This is a genomic window from Brevibacterium sp. JSBI002, from assembly GCF_026013965.1.
Classification (GTDB): domain Bacteria; phylum Actinomycetota; class Actinomycetes; order Actinomycetales; family Brevibacteriaceae; genus Brevibacterium.
Window position 1 is genome coordinate 3,200,761 of record NZ_CP110341.1, and the last position, 17,455, is coordinate 3,218,215.

At 64.7% G+C, this 17,455-nt stretch carries 14 protein-coding genes; 2 read left to right on the top strand and 12 right to left on the bottom strand.

Going from position 1 to position 17,455, the window contains the following annotated elements:
* Position 1: 1 nt before the first annotated feature.
* The gene (locus LJ362_RS14570; RefSeq protein WP_264799749.1) at positions 2–862 is read right to left on the bottom strand and encodes a hypothetical protein; all 861 of its coding nucleotides are present in this window, start codon (positions 860–862) and stop codon (positions 2–4) included.
* Positions 863–1,120: 258 nt separating this feature from the next.
* On the opposite strand from LJ362_RS14570, the gene LJ362_RS14575 reads away from it, so the two are divergent.
* A complete protein-coding gene (locus LJ362_RS14575; RefSeq protein WP_264799750.1) occupies positions 1,121–1,438 on the top strand; it encodes an XRE family transcriptional regulator in 318 nt (105 codons plus the stop codon).
* Positions 1,439–1,651: 213 nt separating this feature from the next.
* Here LJ362_RS14575 and gap read toward each other — a convergent pair whose 3' ends face one another.
* The 11 genes from gap to LJ362_RS14630 form a co-directional block, all read right to left on the bottom strand.
* Positions 1,652–2,647 (bottom strand): type I glyceraldehyde-3-phosphate dehydrogenase, encoded by a 996-nt coding sequence (gene gap / locus LJ362_RS14580; RefSeq protein WP_264799751.1) that lies wholly within the window; start codon positions 2,645–2,647, stop codon positions 1,652–1,654.
* Between the two features lie 245 nt (positions 2,648–2,892).
* Positions 2,893–3,990 carry a GlxA family transcriptional regulator gene (locus tag LJ362_RS14585; RefSeq protein ID WP_264799752.1) on the bottom strand — a complete coding sequence of 366 codons (1,098 nt, stop codon included), beginning with the start codon at positions 3,988–3,990 and terminating at the stop codon, positions 2,893–2,895.
* Between the two features lie 38 nt (positions 3,991–4,028).
* On the bottom strand, positions 4,029–4,370 hold the full coding sequence (locus tag LJ362_RS14590; RefSeq protein ID WP_264799753.1) for a carboxymuconolactone decarboxylase family protein: 342 nt from the start codon (positions 4,368–4,370) through the stop codon (positions 4,029–4,031).
* 216 nt (positions 4,371–4,586) lie between these two features.
* Positions 4,587–6,536, bottom strand: coding sequence for a serine hydrolase domain-containing protein (locus tag LJ362_RS14595; protein WP_264799754.1), 1,950 nt, complete (start codon positions 6,534–6,536; stop codon positions 4,587–4,589).
* 188 nt (positions 6,537–6,724) lie between these two features.
* On the bottom strand, positions 6,725–8,266 hold the full coding sequence (locus tag LJ362_RS14600) for a hypothetical protein (RefSeq protein ID WP_264799755.1): 1,542 nt from the start codon (positions 8,264–8,266) through the stop codon (positions 6,725–6,727).
* Between the two features lie 194 nt (positions 8,267–8,460).
* Positions 8,461–9,081, bottom strand: a complete 621-nt coding sequence (locus LJ362_RS14605; protein ID WP_264799756.1) for a response regulator — start codon at positions 9,079–9,081, stop codon at positions 8,461–8,463.
* Positions 9,078–10,454, bottom strand: coding sequence for a sensor histidine kinase (locus LJ362_RS14610; RefSeq protein ID WP_264799757.1), 1,377 nt, complete (start codon positions 10,452–10,454; stop codon positions 9,078–9,080). Before LJ362_RS14610 ends, LJ362_RS14605 begins: the two co-directional genes overlap by 4 nt.
* Positions 10,455–10,631: 177 nt before the next feature.
* Positions 10,632–13,013, bottom strand: a complete 2,382-nt coding sequence (locus LJ362_RS14615; protein ID WP_264799758.1) for an MMPL family transporter — start codon at positions 13,011–13,013, stop codon at positions 10,632–10,634.
* 138 nt (positions 13,014–13,151) lie between these two features.
* A complete protein-coding gene (locus LJ362_RS14620; RefSeq protein ID WP_264799759.1) occupies positions 13,152–13,718 on the bottom strand; it encodes an isochorismatase family protein in 567 nt (188 codons plus the stop codon).
* A gap of 188 nt (positions 13,719–13,906) precedes the next feature.
* Positions 13,907–14,371 (bottom strand): DoxX family protein, encoded by a 465-nt coding sequence (locus LJ362_RS14625; protein ID WP_264799760.1) that lies wholly within the window; start codon positions 14,369–14,371, stop codon positions 13,907–13,909.
* Between the two features lie 75 nt (positions 14,372–14,446).
* Positions 14,447–15,604: a CPBP family intramembrane glutamic endopeptidase gene (locus tag LJ362_RS14630; RefSeq protein ID WP_264799761.1), complete on the bottom strand. Its 1,158-nt coding sequence runs from the start codon at positions 15,602–15,604 to the stop codon at positions 14,447–14,449.
* 256 nt (positions 15,605–15,860) lie between these two features.
* Between LJ362_RS14630 and LJ362_RS14635 the strand changes: the two genes are divergently transcribed.
* Entirely contained in the window at positions 15,861–17,408 is a 1,548-nt protein-coding gene (locus LJ362_RS14635; RefSeq protein ID WP_264799762.1) for an APC family permease, read from the top strand.
* Positions 17,409–17,455 lie beyond the last annotated feature (47 nt).

The window sequence follows — 17,455 nt, forward strand, 5'->3', positions numbered from 1 at the left end:
GTCAGAAAGGAGCAGCGTTCCCGCGTGAATCGACGTATTCCCCACCAGACCAGTCGTTCGAGCTGATCGCCGAACCTTCGAAGCCGAAGGACGACTCCCACGACTCATAGTCGACGTCCTCGCCTGCCTCGAGCTCGACGCCGTACGGCCAAGGGCACCTCTCGCGTCGAGGATTCGGCCGAAGCCGACTGCGCGAGATCTGCCAGACGATTCGCCGGATCTCGTGCTCCTCAACACCGAGGAAATCGGCGGCAGCGCCGATCAGTTCAAGCACATACTCGTCCGTGGCTATGGGGTACCACCCGACAATCTGATTGAAATAGCCCTTCACGCGGTAGTCGATATCGAAGTGCGGGGAGCCGGCGATCATGAGCAGGTTGCGCCATGAGAACCCCGATCTCTGACTGGGAAGCGCCCTCCAAGCTTTTGCCACCACATTGGCTTGAGGCCCAATACACGGTTCTTCTCCGACGGCGGCGAGCAGCTGCTCAACGGTGTCTATGCCATGATCTGCCATCACTCGTGTGGCACGGTCGACAACCTCGGCCCTGAGCACGGCACCCGGCTGCACATTGGCAGGCTTGACATTGCAGATCACCTCCCGTGCCCATACCTCGGGCCCGCCGGCCTCTGCGATCGAATACCGCAGAGATTTCGCCCCATCGGATTCTCCGTGCCGTTCGATATAGCGATCGGTGACGTTGTCGACCGCAGTCGGGTGCGAACCCGTCGAATAGAGCGCGTCGAGAATACACAGAGCGAGACTGCCCGGATAGCTGATTGATCGCGGCTCCCCTCGGTCATCGAGGAACTCCTCACAGCTCCACGCCAATTCTCTGATGCTGCTGGTCGTGATCTCCATTGTTCTGACCTTCCGTCATGCATCGCACCCTGCGATGCGTCACCCCCGACTCCGATGTCGAAGGCATGAAGAAACATTATCCGGAGGCACTGACACATATTGATCGGAGACGAATAGAACGAATCATTCATATGAATGCGTGAGAGGTGCATTTCTCTGGACCGCATCCAGCCACGCACCGTCTCACCAGGGGAAACCGCCACCCCAGAAGAGACCCTCTGCCTTGGCACACCATCAGGCCTCTGGCATGGTTGGACCATGAGCACAGAAGAGATCGTCATCGATGGCCCGCTGGCACGCGCAACGCGGATCCTCTGCCAGGTTTCAGCCAAGCACGTGGCAGACAAAGCTGAGATCGACAAGTCCGAACTCAAGGACTACGAAAAGGGGACAGCGGACCTGACTGCTGAGCAGGAGCGGCGACTCATCCTCGCCCTCGAACAGTACGGCGCGCGGTTCATTCCCGACGGCTCAGAGGGCGGTTACGGCGTGCGTCTGAAGTTCAGCCGCGCAAAGGTCCGCGCCATCGAACGCTGGGAAGACGAAGGCGGCACCCCCGGCGCCGACGACGTCTGAGCTCTCCGCTAAAGGATGCTGAGCGACCAGGCGTCGTCAGTGAAGTTCCGGCGGCTGAGTCACCACAAGGGCGGCTGAGTCATCACAAGGCTGTGGCCTCGAATCCGCATTGAGCGGATTCGAGGCCACAGGTGCATCCGTTGACTCCGAGGGACCACCTCGGCGCCGAAAATGTCGCCGGCGACGAGCGCCGGGAAACATCAGCGGAGAACGTCAGTTCTTGCCGATGAACTCGAGGTTGTCGACGACACGATTGGAGAAGCCCCACTCGTTGTCATACCAGGCAACGACCTTGACGTGGTTGCCAACGACGCGGGTGAGTGCGGAGTCGAAGATCGACGAAGCGGGCTGACCGACGATATCGGAGGAGACGATGGGCTCGTCCTCGTACTCGAGGATTCCTTTGAGTTCGCCCTCCGAGGCCTTCTTGTAGGCGTCGAGCACCTCGTCGCGGGTGACCTCGCGGGACACGGTCGTGTTGATCTCGACGATCGAGCCGACCGGGACGGGCACGCGGATGGCGTCGCCGGACAGCTTTCCGTCGAGCTGCGGGAGGACGAGGCCGATGGCCTTGGCCGCACCCGTCGAAGTGGGGATGATGTTTTCGGCAGCGGCACGGGCACGACGGGGATCCTTGTGCGGGCCGTCCTGAACCATCTGGTCACCGGTGTAGGCGTGGACGGTGGTCATGAAGCCCTGCTCGATTCCGGCGAGGTCATCGAGGACCTTGGCCAGCGGAGCCAGGGCGTTCGTCGTGCACGAGGCGTTGGAGATGACGGTGTGCTCGGGCTTGTACGCCTCGCTGTTCACACCATAGGCGAGGGTGACGTCGGCACCCTTCGAGGGAGCGGAGACGAGGACCTTCTTCGCGCCGGCAGTGATGTGGGCGCTGGCCTTGTCGGCCTTGGTGAAGCGGCCGGTCGATTCGAGGGCGATGTCGATGCCGAGCTCGCCCCAGGGCAGCTTGGCCGGATCCTTCTCGGCGAAGACTTTGATGGCCTTGCCGTCGATGATGAGGGAATCCTCGGTGGCCTCGACGTCGTGATTGAAGCGTCCGAGGGTGGTGTCGAACTTCAGCAGCCGAGCGAGATCGTCGACGGCGCCGAGGTCGTTGATGGCCACAACCTCGAGCTCGCTGCCGCGCTCGATCAGGGCCCGCAGGGTGCTGCGTCCGATGCGACCGAAACCATTGATGGCGATGCGAGTCAATGTCACTCCTTGTAGATGTTGAACACGGGATTCGTCTTGATATCTCCATCATGGGCGATTTCCACAAACGTCAACAGTGGCCAACCAGACAATCTACGCAAGATTATCGCCAGTTGTATTGCCAAAGGTCGAAAGTTTCTAGCCAGCCTCATGTTCGTGTGATCCGGGTCGCTGAAAGCCGGCGATGCAACTGTGGAATTGCCGATGTAGGACGACGCGGGAAGTCGTCGAGAAGAGGGCTCTTCTCAGCCCTGGAAGGAGTGGCGGTAGTCGTTCGGGGAGGTCGAGAGGATGCGCTGAAAATGCATCCGCAGATTCGCACCCGATCCGAGGCCCACCTGGTCAGCGATCTGTTCGATGCCCAGGTCGGAGTTCTCCAAGAGCTCGCGAGCCAGGTCGACCCGAGCTCTGAGCACCCACTGCATGGGTGTGTAGCCGGTGTCTTCGACGAAGCGGCGGGAGAAGGTGCGCACGGAGACTCCGGCGTTGGCGGCGAGATCGTGCAGGGTGATCTTCTCGCCGATGTGCTGAAGCGCCCATTCGCGGGTGTCGGCGAAGTCGTCGCCGAGGGGGTCCGGCACGCTGCGCGGCACGTACTGCGCCTGGCCTGCGCTTCGATAGGCGGCCGCGACGAGGCGGCGGGCGACCTGATTGGACAGTCCGACACCGTGATCGCTGCGGATGAGGTGAAGGCACAGATCGATCGCCGAGGCGGCTCCGGCGGAGGTCAGCAGCTGCCCTTCGTCGATGAAGAGGACGTTTTCGTCGACCTTGATCGAGGGGAACCGTCGGGCGAGCTCCTTCGCCGTCGACCAGTGCGTGGTGGCGCGTCGTCCGACGAGCAGTCCCGTGCGCGCGAGGACGAAGGTGCCGGTGGAGATGGCAGCGATCCGCGCGCCGCGTTCGAATGCCGAGAGGAGCGCCCCGATGACCGAGGCCGGAGGTTCTTCTGCCACCGCCGAGGTAGCACCCGGCAGGATGATCGTGTCCGCGGTCTCCAGGGCGTGAAGTCCCTGGTCGACGGAATAGTCGAGCCCGTCCGAACCGGTCACCTTTCCTGCGGTGATGCCACAGACCTCGACTTCATAGGGCCAGTTGCCTGCGGGCACGGTCGTCGGCCGTCCGCTGGGCACGGCGGAAGCCGCCTCACCGCTCGGATTCGGCTGGGAGCGTGGGGCCGCCTCGGCGCGGGTGCGGTCTGTGGCTGCGTTCGACTCCCGCCCGAAGACCTGGACGGGGACGCCGAGATCCATGGCAGACACCCCGTCCAGTGCCAGCACGAGGATGCGGTGCGGGCGGAAACGGGGTGTTCTGCGTGGAAGCGTGCGGGGGTCGTCAATCATGATCGCATCTCAGTCTAGGCAATCGGGACTCGGCGGACTCAGTGCTCGTGGACCCCGGTGAGCTTGAAGCCGAGACGGCCGTGGGCGTAGGCTCCGCCGGCACGGAGCGCCGAGGCAGTCCAGGCGGTCTCGGCCAGTTCGGTCTCCGTGGCGCCGGCCTTGACGGCGGCATTCGAATGCGCATCGATGCAGTAGGCACACTGGGTGGTCAAGCCGACGGCGCAGGCGATCAGCTCGCGGTATTTCAGCGGGATCTCACGGCCCTCGGAAGCGAAGACGGCGTTGTTGAACTCGCCGAAGGCCTTGAGGATGTCGGGAGTGGTCTCTTTGTAGGCCCTGTCGTACTTGCCGTCGGTCTCGCGGTCGAAGAAATCGGTCATGGTCGCATCTCCTGTGATCGGTGTCATTCCGATCCTCACGCTACCGAGTCCCCGCACCAATCGCTACGGAATTGTCACCTAAGAGGCGGATCGACACGTACACAGCTACGCCGGACGGGACTGCGGTCGGTGTGCCTCCTGTGGGTGGATCCGCTTCGAGTATCCGCACTGTTTCGAGGTGGATCCGCCCGCAGGAGACACGCGAACCGCTCGGGCTCAGTACAGCGTGTTCTGGCCGATGAGAGGGGCAGGCTGCGCTCCCGGCAGAGGCGGTTCCTGAGGTGCGGCTGCGGCAGGCGTGACCTCAGGAGGTGCAACCGCTGCTTCATCCAGCGCAGACACGGGCGCTGCAGATACAGGATCCGCAGCTGCTGGAATCGGGTCTGCCGGAGCCGGCGCCACGGGGGCGTCCTCCGCCGGGGCGGGCAAAGTCTGCGCAGGGACCGATTCGACGGATTCCGCAGCCGCCTGCACCGCTTCGGCCGGTGCCGCAACAGCTGGCACGGACTCCGCGGCCAAAGCTTCGGCGCTCTCCGTCTCGGGGATGCCGATTCTCGGATCGGCGGGAGCAGCCGCCGACGGCGCGGCGGGAACAGCTGCGTTCGGCGCTGCGGGCGCCACGGGCGCGGTGCCCGCTGCAGCGTTTCGGGGAGCCGCCTCGGTGGGGGCAGGAGAAGTCGGCTCGGACGGAATCGGTGGGACCGCCTCGGCGATGGCCTCGAACATGGCCAAGGTGCCGTGCTGGGCGGCGAGGCTCACCGGTTCGGGGTCGCTCGAGAGCTTGATGCCGACGGTCTGCGTGGCGCGGTCGATGTAGAGCATCTGGCCATGGATGCCGATGCCGATGACGACGTCCCGGCTGGCCGACGGCAGCCAGAACTGGCTGCGGTACATGCCGCCCGGATAGGAACGCCCCGACGGGGATACGGCGAAGATCTTCGCCGAGTCCTCGGCACCGGTGAAGATGTCGTCGACCCATTCCGCCGACAGCACCCGTTCTCCGTTTTCGGTGGTGCCGCCGCGGGCGATCATCTCGCCGAAGCGGGCGAGGTCGCGCAAGGTCGCGCTGATGGCGCCGTCGGCGATCGATCCGCCCCACCGGTCCTGGCAGACCTGGGCAGCGTGGGCGGCGCCGATCTTCGACCACACGTATTCGCTGGTGACGATGGAGAACGGCTGGCCGGTGACCGCCTCGGCGATCCAGGCGAGCACATCGGTCTCGCAGCTGCGGTAGACGAAAGCCGATCCGTGGTCACGCTCGCTGGTCAGTCCGGTGAGGAAGTTCTTGATCCCCTTCGCCGAGGCGGCTGTCCGCGGCGCGAAATCAACGGCTTCGAACAGGGCACGGATCTCCGAATCCTTCTCGAGGTATTCCTCGGAGAACTTGATTCCCGAGCGCATGTCAAGCAGGTCGCGGATGGTTGCCCCCGCGTAGCCGCTCTTCGCCAGAGCGGGCACATGCGTGGTGACGAGGTCGGTGGGGCGCAGCAGCCCGGCGTCGGCGAGCGCTCCGATGACGGTGGCCACGATGGACTTGCTCACGGAGAAGAGCATGTGTTGGCGGGCGGGCTTCATCGGCCAGGCGTATTCCTCGGCCAGTGCCACCCCGTTGCGGGTGACGAGCCAGGCGTCGGTGTGGGTGTTGGCCAGGACGTCGCCGACAGTGGTCCAATCTTCGTCGATCGCCGGCCACTTCTCGCGGTCGATGGTCAGCGGGCGGAAGTCGTTGTCGTCGGTGACGTATTCGCGCACAGGTCCGATGCCGCGCGGGATGCCGCCGGTCGGGAAGATCTCCTGCATCCGGGTAAGCGCAAAGGCGAAGAACTCGGGCCATTTCCAGGTATCGAGGTCGATGCTCTCAAGCACCGCTTCGGAGGGGTCGACGATGGCGTCTTCGCTGGCCGATTCGAGTTCCCCGACGTGAGGAAGGGTGATGTCCAACGCCGAGGCGTCCACGTCGTCATCGGCGTCCCCGGACTGCGCGGTTGCAGGGTCTTTGGGGACCAGGGGCTGCTGGGAGTCAGCTTCCGCGGATCGGCCGGGAGCTGCCTCGGTGGCGGTGCCTGTGGACGTGCTGATGCCCTTGGTATTGCCGGACAATGCACCGATGCGGCGGTTCGGCGGGGTCACCGGGCGGGGCGGAAACGTCTCGTCTTCGCCTGCCATGTCACCTCCGCTGTCTCGACCTGGACTGCGCCGCACGAGCGCGCGGCTGTCCGGATGTGCAGGGAACAGACTACCGGTAGGAAGTGAAACTCCGTAGTTGAGACGGGCCGATTCGGGCGTTGCGGCGTTCTCCACCCCGAGCGTCTGCGCCTCTCACCTGGTGTGACAGCAAGGTGATTACCTATCAGTTATTCATCTGACAGTCGGATAGGACGTCGGTGGGGCCACCCGCCCAACGCTGTTATTTGTCGATGACAGCCCACATCGTGCTCGTGTCCTCGTCCGTCGCGATCGCGAATCGCCCGCTCGAAGTCAGTTCGGCGTAGTCCCCGGCCGATGGTCGCTGACAGGCTTGCCGGTCTTCGCATTGAAGAACGTCGTCTTCTTGTTATCGGTGACGACGACCAACCCGACGTCGGGAAGTACGCCCTGCCCACCCCAGCTTCCCGTTTCGCCTTCTTCACGCAGTTTGGGCCCGCCGGTCGTCCACACTGGTTTGCCAGTCGCAGCATCCAATGCGGCGATCCCGCTATCTGCTGCGGGAACGACGACGAGCGTCTGATCTCCGTGGTCGACGGGCTCCCACTGTGGACCGCCAAGACCGCCGATCCTGGCGACCGCGGCTTCCGGAGCGTCGGAATACCATCCGTCGACGCGCCGTCGGATCCTTGGTACTTCACCGCCGAAGCGAACAGCTGAGTCTGCAGACACGCTGCTTTGCCGTCTGCGGTGAAGCTCAATGCAGTGCTGCAGACGGCGTCGAAAGTATCTTCCATACTCACTCTTGCGGACTGTTCGGTGGTAGCCAGCGTGGCCGAATCGGACGGCTTCACAACCGCAGGAATACTCAACTTCGCCGCTCGCGTCACTGTCGAGCTCATCGGATCGTCACCGTCCATCGACCCGTAGACGTAAGTGAGGCTGGCAGGATCGTCCGTCGGATACACGGTGAAGTAGTCGGCTCCCGTGTCGTCGATCTCGCGGGCTTCGGTGATGGGAATGGACGTGTGCGAGCCGTCGTCGAGTTCCACCCGCGTGACCATCGACTCGTCCCCGTCCATCCACGACATGACCCCGGATTTGCGGTCGGGTGCCAGTTCGATGAGGCGACCGCCGAAGGTCTGCCCGCCCTCACCCAGCGACAGCGCCGGCCAGGCTTCCTTCCCCGTCTTCGGGTCGAGCGCGTAGAGGACGGTGTTCCCGTCGGCCGACGGCTCGCAGTTCTCCTCTGCGTCCATCCAAATGTTCTCGATCAGAATGAGGTCCCCCTCGCCGAGGCGGCTGTTCCCGCTCGTCGACTGCGACCCAAAGGATTGGACGGGGCGGCAGGAACCGGCAGTGCTTGGGAGGTCGAAGGACCAGGCTTTCTGCCCATCGGTCCACGAATAGGCCGTCGTTGCACCGGAGTAGTCGTGGACGATGACGTTCTCACCTGCCGAATAGGCCTCAGTGCCACCTCCGTCGTCTTCATTGCCGTTGGAGTCGATGCTCCACTTCTCGTCGCCCTTGGCGTCGACGACTCGCAGCTTCTGGCTCATCCAGTCCCCGACGAGGGCCAGATCTGATCCGTTGTCGGTGATCACTGACGCGTAGTAGTCAAGCTCGACTGGCTCGGCCAGGGTCGGGGTGGTCGTCGGCGACGGTATCCCCGCTGGCTCACCGTTGTCATTGCTGCACCCGCTCAGTGCTACAAAGCCAGTTGCCACGACCGCTGCCCACATCCGCTTCATGATGCGTTTCTCCTGCTCATACCCCGATCCATAGCTTGATCATATGCGGCGGCATTCACATTGGCACTTCGGGTGTGGTGCTCCTAGAACCGCGCACTCGCCGAAAAACGGGCTGCGTGTCGAGAAACGGGGGTGCACACGCGTTTCTCGACGCTCAGCCCGTTTTTCGGCGGAGGTTGCGAGAAGCACGACCCCTACACGAGCCCTTGGTCCTCGGCGACGCGGATGGCGCGGGCGCGAGAGTCCACCCCGAGCTTCGTGAACACGTTGACGAGGTGGCTCTTCACCGTCGCCTCGGTGACGAAGAGCTCCTGAGCGATCTGCGCGTTCGACGCTCCCGTAGCCAAGAGTCTGACGACGTCACGTTCACGCCGAGTGAGCTTCGGGCTGGGATTGCGCATCGCAGCGAAGACCTTCGACGAGATCTCCGGAGGCATATATGTCTCACCTTTCGCTGCCTTCTCGATCGCCGTCGAGATGTCCCCCGGGTCGATGTCCTTGAGCAGGTAGCCCGAGGCCCCGGCATTGATCGCGGCAATGATCTCTGAATCGAGGTCGAAGGTGGTGAGGATGAGCACCGCCGGCGGATTCGACTTCGCGCGCAGTCGCTTCGTCACCTCGATGCCGTCGATCCCCTCCCCCAGCCGCAGGTCGCAGAGGACGACGTCGGGGTCGAGTTCGTCGACGATCGTCAGCGCCTCCTCTCCGCTGCCGGCCTCGCCGATCACAGCGATGTGGTCGGGGGCGTCGATGACGGACTTCAGGCCCGCCCGAACGACCGGGTGATCGTCGACAAGGATGACTCGAATGCTCATGCGTTCTCTCCTGGATCGCGTGTCTCACCTGTGTTGCGTTCACCCTCGCCGAGGCGGCCGGCCGAATCCACGCCCGTTCTCTCGGCGGCGGTGCTGAGTCCCTCGCCCCGGGTGTGCAGCTTGGATTGGCTGGGCAGGGTCGCGGAGATGGCGAAGCCGGATCCCTGACTCGACTCGATGACGAGCTCACCGCCGAGTTCGCGCATCCTCGAACCGATGAAGTCGAGACCGAAACCCGAATCCGGATTCCGCTGTCGATTGTGCGGATCGGCCATTCCGACCCCGTCGTCGACGATGTCCATTCTGATCGCCCCGTCGAGATCCATGAGGCTGACCATCACTCGTGTGGCCTGCGAATGCTGTCGAACGTTGGCCAGCGCCGACTGAGCGGTCCGCAGCAGCGCCACCTCCGCCTCGGCGGACAGGGTCGGCAAGGTCTCGTCGACGTCGAGGCGGCCCGTGATCGAACTGTCCTCCTCCAACCTGGCGAGCAGCCGGCGGATCGCCGCGGTCAGCGCCCCGTCCTCAAGCTCGGCCGGGGCAAGGGCGGCGATGATGCGGCGGACGTCCCGGGAGCTCTGTGCGGCGAGGTCCTCGACCTGGGCGAGCACCTGCCCGGCGTGGTGATCGGTGGTGCGCTCCGCCTCGGCGTGGGCGATGAGACGGATCGACGAGATCGACTGCGCGATCGTGTCGTGGATGTCGCGGGAGACGCGGGTGCGCTCTTGGATCTCACCGGCATGCCGCTGGGTCAGCGCCAGCTCATCCTGGAGGTCGAGCAGATTCTGGTGGGCGAGTTCCAGGGAGCGCAGCAGCTCCTCCCGGTGACGGCCCTCGCGCAGCAGTTCAATATAGCCGCGCGAAAGCCCGAGTGCGAAGACGGCGCCGATGAGAGAGCCGATGATGCTCGGGGTCGGCACCTGCCCGTAGTGCGCGAGCGGGGCGACGATCGTCGCGACATAGGTGAGTGCGGTGAAGACGATGGCGATGCGGAGGGAGAAGAGGTGGCCGGCGAGCAGCCAGAGGAGGAAGGCGACCCAGATGAACTCGGCGGAGACGAGCAGCGTGCACAACCAGGATACCGCGAGGACGATGAGCCACCATTTCGCCAGCACCAGCGCACCGGACCGTGCCGCACGCACGGCGCCCAAGGCGTACCAAGCGAGGAAGACGATGCTCACTGCCACGGCGGCGAGCATCGGCGCACCGGTGGAGACTGCGCGGATGCAGGAGATGAGCATGAGGACGAGGGCGATGGCGTGCTGGCCGAACTCCATCGTCCGCTCTGTCCATCTGCGTGCGCCCACGCTGCCACCTTCCTGCAGATCGGCCCCGGCGACAAATGCGCCGAAGCGGTGATCCTGTGCTGTCATGATCTCCCTGCCAACTCAATCACATCCGGAACCCCGGTGGTGTGACATCTGCGCCGTCCGATGCGGAAACCGAGCGGGCCCGGGCGACGATCTGCGTCGTCGCCCGGGCCTGTTCAACTCACTCTGACCGGTGGTCTGCTTGCGTATGCCTGCTCGGCTCGCGCCAGGCGGTTCAGCTCAGTGCTTGCCGTGGTGAGCACCGGAGCCCATGTCCGCGAACTTACTTTCGGCGAGCAGGTGAGTGGAGTGCTCACCGTGTCCGGTCGCATCCGCTCCGGCGACCTCGGCCGATCCTGCGGCAGAACCGCTGCCCGCGCTTGCCGATCCGTTATCCGACGCCTCTGCCGTGCCGGCACCAGCCGCACCAGCTGCCGCACGCTCGTGGAAGTGCGTGATGGCCTTGTTGGGCCACCACATCCTGTCGCCCATGAGTCCGAAGATCGAGGGCACGATGACGGTGCGCACGAGGATCGTATCGACGAGCACGCCGACTCCGACGATGAGGCCGAGCTGGCCGAGCACCATGAGCGGCAGCATGCCGAGTGCCGCGAACACTCCGGCGAGGACGATGCCGGCACTCGTGATGACGCCGCCGGTGTGGGCGACGGCTTCGACCATGCCCTGGCGTCCGCCGTGGAAGACGGACTCCTTCTTCGCCCGGTGGGCGAGGAAGATCGAGTAGTCGATGCCGAGCGCCACCAGGAAGAGGAACGCGAGAATCGGCACCTGTGCATCGAGGGCGGACTGTCCGAAGATCGTCCGTGACAGGAATGCTCCGAGACCGATCGCCGCCGCGGAGGAGACCACGTTGACCAGCAGCAGGGTGAACGCCGCGATGGGTGCACGGAGGATGACGAGCAGGATGATGAAGCTGATTGCCAGGACCATCGGGACGATCGTGAAGAAGTCCGTCTGGTTGCCGTCGCGGGCGTCGAGTTCCGTGGCCGCGGCACCGCCCACCTGAGCGTTCGCTCCGTCGATAGCGTGGACATCGGTGCGGATGTCCTTGACGAGGTCGAGTCCCTTTGCGCTGTCGGGTTCGTACTCGCCGGTGACCATGATCTTCGTGACGGAAGCGCCGTCGATTGTCGTGTCCTCGATCGCCGAGGCGCGCACGACGCCGTTCATATCGCTGACCGAATCGGCGACCTCATCGGCATGGTCGGTATCGGCGACGATCCAGATCGGCTGGGATTCGCCGGGCGGGAAGTGGTCGGCGAGGACGTCGAGTCCCTGCGCCGATTCGGACTGGACCCGGAACTTCTCGGTCTGATCGAGACCGATCGACGATCCGATGAAACCGGTGGCCATGACACCGAGGATGACGATTCCGGCACCGAGGTGGAGCCCCGGTTTGCGCACTACGCGGGTGGCGATGGTCCGCCAGATCGAGGGCCTCGCCGCACCTCGCGGTGCGGTTCCACCGTCTCGCGCACCTGTCGGTGCGGTTCCATGGTTCGTGGCGGCCGCCTCGGTGGGGGTGAGCTCTTCGTCCGCGGTGTCTTCGCCCTTCGGGATGAAGGGCCAGAACATCTTCTTGCCGCAGATGGCAAGCACGGGCGGCAGCGCGAAGAGGACGGCGGCTGCGGAGATGAGCAGGCCGACGGCCGCGGTGATGCCCAGGCCGCGGGTGCCGGGGATGATCGCGAAGACGAGGCTGAGCAGGGACAACACGACGGTGAGGTTCGAGGCGAGGATCGTCGACGCGGTGTGCATCCAGGCTTCGGCGAGAGCGACGCGGTGATCGCTGAAACGGCGCAGCTCCTCGCGGTAGCGGGAGATGAACAGCAGCGCGTAGTTCGCGCCGGCTCCGAAGACGAGGACGCTGATGATGCCCGCATCGAACTGCAGGTTCAGCCAGTCGCCGACGGCCGCGGTCACGGTCGAGGCGAGTCCGTCGGCGGTGCCGATGACGATGAGCGGCAGCAGCCACAGGATCGGCGAGCGATAGGTGATGATGAGCAGCAGCGCCACGATGACGATGGTGACGATAAGCAGGGTGAAGTCTGCGCCGTTGAACGCCGAGGCGATATCGGCGCCGATAGCGGGACCACCCGTGACCAGCAGTGACATGCCATCATCAGTGAGTCCGGTGGCGGTCGGGTCATCGGCGATGGCGGTGCGCAGATCGTCGACGGTCTCGGCGGTGTCGGAGTTCGTCAGGCCGACCGCGATGGGCACCATGAGCAGCGCGGCCTGTTTGTCGTCGCTGAGGATCGGTCCGGTCACGGTCTCGGTGGATTCTTCGCCGACGGAATCGCCGAGCGAGGTGCCGAGCTCCTTCAGCTGCGCCTGGTCGTCGGCGGAGAGTTCGGATCCGTCCTCGTTCGAGGCCACGACCATGACGGACTGCTTGTCCGCCTCGGGGAACTTGTCGAGGATCTTCTGTGCCTGAGTCGATTCGGAGTCGGCCGGAGCGGTTTCGTTGGGCCGGTCCTCCCCTGACCCGGACAGGAGTCCGAACAGCAGAGCGACGAGGACGACGATCCCGCCGAGGACGAGCCACGAACCGCGCTTCGATGTCAGCGTGTGTGCGGTTTTCGCCAGTGGTGAGTTCATGACTCCAGTCCATCAATCTAAGGAGTCACACACATCGCCTGTGAGTTCAGATTCGATCTGCAACTTTCGATGGAGAAAACGCGCTGACCTGGGGCGATAGTTCTTCTGAGGGTGGAGTTTCCGCGGAGAGTCAGCGAGTCAGTCGAGTATGGCCCCCGCTTTCTCGACCTCCGCGAGGGCGGCCCTGCTCGACTCGTCTCCGACGCCCGCGACGAGGTCGGTGAGCACGCGAACGCTCAGCCCCGCGCTCAGCGCGTCGAGTGCGGAAGCGCGTACGCAGTGGTCGGTGGCGATGCCGACGACGTCCACCTCGGTGATGGTGAGATCGCCAAGAAGCTCGCCGAGGCGGCTCCCCGTGTCCGTGATCCCCTGGAAAGCCGAATAGTCGGGTTTGCCTTGGCCCTTGCGGACCTCGTGGGTGATGGCCGCGGTATCGAGCAACGGATCGAAAGCCGCACCGTCGGTGCCTGCGACGCAGTGGACGGGCCAGGAATCGATGAAGTCCGGGGAGTCACTGAAGTGGCCGCCGTTGTCATTGTCGGCATCGTGCCAGTCGCGGGAAGCGATGATCGCGTCGTAGTCGCCGGCATGTGCGGCGAGGTGAGCGGTGATGCCTTCGGCGACGGCGTCACCGCCGGTCACGCCGAGCGCGCCGCCTTCGGTGAAGTCATTCTGGACATCGACGATGAGGAGTGCCTTGGCCATGCCTCGAGCATAGGCGCTTCCCGGCCGATTTCCAGGGGTGCGGCGGATTCGCTTGAAGGCTGGTGCGACTGGTGGTGGGCGCGTCAGGCGATGGGCGAACGCCGAGATGCGGACGATCTGTGCTGAAATTCACCGGGTTTGCCCGCACGGATAGTCCGCAACTTCGAGCACACAGACCATCACTGAACTCAGGCTTGCTTGAGGGCGCGCTTCTCGGCCTTCTTCGCGGCCTTCTCGATGGCCTTGGCGTTGTCACTGTCCCCGGCGATGAGGAGCAGTCCGCCGAGGGCCGCGAGGTTCTTCGAGAACTGGGTCTGGTGGGCCTTCGCGTCGCCGCCCTCCATCTCCCAGAAGGAGTGTCCGGCCAGCGTGGTCGGGATGAGGGAGCCTGCAAACGCCAGTGCCGAGAGTCGCGGCTTGATGCCGAGCAGGAGGGTGGCACCGGCGAGGATCTGCACGCCGCCGTTGATGCGCACGAGCAGTTCGTTGTCGTCGGGAAGTCCGGGCACGTATTCGCGGATGGAGTCCAGGGTCGATTCAGCCACCGCCGCCTTCCCTGCGGGATCCTTCACAGCCGAGAGCCCGCCGGTGATGAAGATCGGTGCGGTGAGCATGCGTCCTGCCGTCTGCAGCAGCGATGGTCCGAAAAGCATAGTGCTCCTAAGAGGTTTGAGGATTCCCGTCGTTCGGGTTTTGAGCCTAACGGACGCCGGGGCCGAGCCTCAATTTCAGAGGCCGGCCTCGGTGCCGATCTTCGGCTTCTTGATTCCCAGTTCCGGCTGCTTGCGGAACTGGCCGGCGAGGACGAGGACGACGATGACAACGGCAGAGACAATCCATCCGGCCACCCCGAGGAAGGCGACGAGGGCAGGGTCCGGCGTCTGCGCCCCGGCGTCGACGAACAACCCGAGAAGCATGGCCCCGCATCCGTTGAGTGCGGCGTGCGCGAAGACCGCTGGCCAGACCGAACCCGTGCGGAGGCGCAGCCAGCCGAAGAGGATGCCGACTGCGATGCACCCGCCGACCATGAAGCCCACGCCGGTGATGTCGGGGCGGCCGAAGTTGTAGCCGAGCAGGATCAGCGGTGAGTGCCACAGGCCCCAGACGGCACCGACGATGAGCAGCGCCGGCCAGGTTCCTAAGGGGCGCAGGCTGGTGAGCAGCCAGCCCCTCCAACCGAACTCCTCACCGATGGTGACGAAGATGTTGCCCAACGAACTGATGAGCATCAGCCCCAGATAGACGGCGATGGCGCCCGCGGTCGGCACCGAGTCCATGCCGGGCAGTGTGGCTGCCTGCGCCTTGAACCCGGACAGCCCGGTGAGATCAAGGCTCAGCCACCCGAGGGCCGCACTGAGGAGATAGCCGAGGATGATGAGCACCATGATTCCGAAGAAGGCGGCCACCGTCATCCACATGACCCGCCCGAAGGCGCGCAGCGGCCAGAAGCCGAAGTAGCGCGGAGCACTGGCCAGGACCTCTCCCCTGGCACGGGCGCGGCGGCGCTGGACGATGGAGGCGATGATGCTCGCGATGAGCGGAGTGAACATCATGGCGCTGCCGCAGGCCAGAAGCAGAACGGGATCGCCGATCCCCTCCGCGGAGAACCACAGCGGCAGGCAGGCAATCCAAGCGAGCCCGAATGCGGTGACGGCGAAGATTCCGATCTCGAGCCACGGGACCCGAGCGGGCACGACGGCGAGCGGCCGTCCTTTCGCGTCGACATCCTCGGCGGGGGTGTGCGATCCATCCATCGCCGAGGCGGTCGGACCGGACATGGAATCCGTCGTTCCGGGCGGGTGGGGTTGGATGGCGGGCTGAGGTGATGGCTCGGCCGGGCCGGTCGCCTCGGCGAATCCGGATTGACTGTGCGTCTGCGTGTTCACGGTTCCTCCTCGTTCCTGCACTGTGTCCACCGGTTCGGCGGTGGTCCGTGCCTGTGATTCCACGCTATGACTCGCCGTCGTCGGGCACCTCCGCCGTGCGGATGAAATCGCGCTCAGCCGCACGGGCGAGGATTTTCGGAAGGAGAGTCAGGGCCGGCGAGACGCGCAGCCGCCGATCGGTTCCGAAGAGGGGATTCGGCGATACGATGTCGAACAGAAACGGAATCAACGACGATTCGAATGAAGGAACATCACCATGTCCGATCTCCCCTCGAATGCCCACCATCCCGCGGGCACTCACACCTCCGCCGGCAATCGTGCCGGTGGCCATCTCTCCGACTCCGACCACCTTGCTGTCCTCGGCTACGGTGACTCGTTCGAGCGGTCGATGAGCCCGTGGGCGAACTTCGCTCTCGGCTTCACCTATCTCTCACCGCTCGTCGGCGTCTATTCGCTGCTGGCCGTCGCACTGTCGACCGGTGGTCCGCCCTCGATCTGGTGGATCGTCATCGTCGCCTGCGGGCAGCTGCTCGTCGCCCTCGTCTTCGGGGAGGTCGTCTCCCAGTTCCCCATCGCCGGTGGGATCTACCCATGGGCGAGACGACTGTGGAGCAAGCGGTATGCGTGGATGGCCGCCTGGATCTACATCTGCGCACTCATCGTCACGATCACCTCGGTGGCGGAGTTCGGGGCCGGATTCCTCGCGAGCCTGTTCGGGCTCGAGCTCAACCGCACCACCACTCTCGTTCTCGCTCTGGTTCTGCTCGTGCTTGCTCTGGCGATCAACTTCTCGGGCACGAAGTGGTTGGCCCGAATCGCCCGCATCGGGCTCTTCGCCGAGCTCATCGGAGTCATCGGCCTCGGCCTGTTCCTGCTCATCTTCGAACGCAAGCACAGCTTCTCAGTCTTCTTCGACACCATGGGCACCGCCGGTGACGGCAGCTATCTGCCCGTGTTCCTGGGTGCCGCCGTCGCCGGGCTCTTCCTCTTCTACGGCTTCGAAGCCTGCGGCGACGTCGCCGAGGAGGTTTCGAACCCGGCTCGAGGAATCCCGAAGGCCATGCTCATGACGATCTTCGTCGGCGCGATCTCGGCCCTGTTCTCCTTCGGCGGGTATGTGCTGGCGGCTCCGAACCTCGATGAGATCGTCGCCGGTGAAGTCGCCGACCCGATCCCTGCGATCCTCGCCGGCAGCCTCGGCGATGTCGGTGCGAAGATCTTCCTGCTCGTTGCGATCCTCGCGTTCATCTCCTGCGTGCTCAGCTTGCAGGCCGCCGCATCGAGGCTGATCTTCAGCTTCGCCCGCGACGGAATGATGCCCGGGCACACGTGGTTGTCCATGGTCACCGACGGGACGAAGATCCCACACAACGCTCTCATCGTCGCCTGCACGGCACCCGCTCTCATCTGCGTGCTCATCTGGTTCAACGACGGAATCCTCGTCGCCGTGACCTCGTTTGCCATCCTCGGCATCTACCTCGCCTTCCAGATGGTCGTCCTCGGGGCGCTGCGGCAGAGAGTCAAGGGGTGGAAGCCGGCGGGGCCGTGGTCGCTGGGAAGCTGGGGTATCGTCGTCAACATCGCGGCCCTTGCTTACGGAGTTTTCGCGATGATCCTGTTGTCGCTGCCCGGCGACTCCGGGTCGTTCTTTGCCGACTGGATCGTGCTCATCGGCCTCGTCGTCGTGTTGGCGGTCGGGTTCATCTATCTCTTCACGGCACGTCCGGATCGGAAGTCCGACGCTCCCGAAGGTGACGCCATCGCCGTCGCCGACGCGATCCGCGCCCACCGGGCGAAGCTGTAGGTGGCGCGGGGTCGGGCGTGGATCTTTCCGGCGAACGGGGTGAGGCG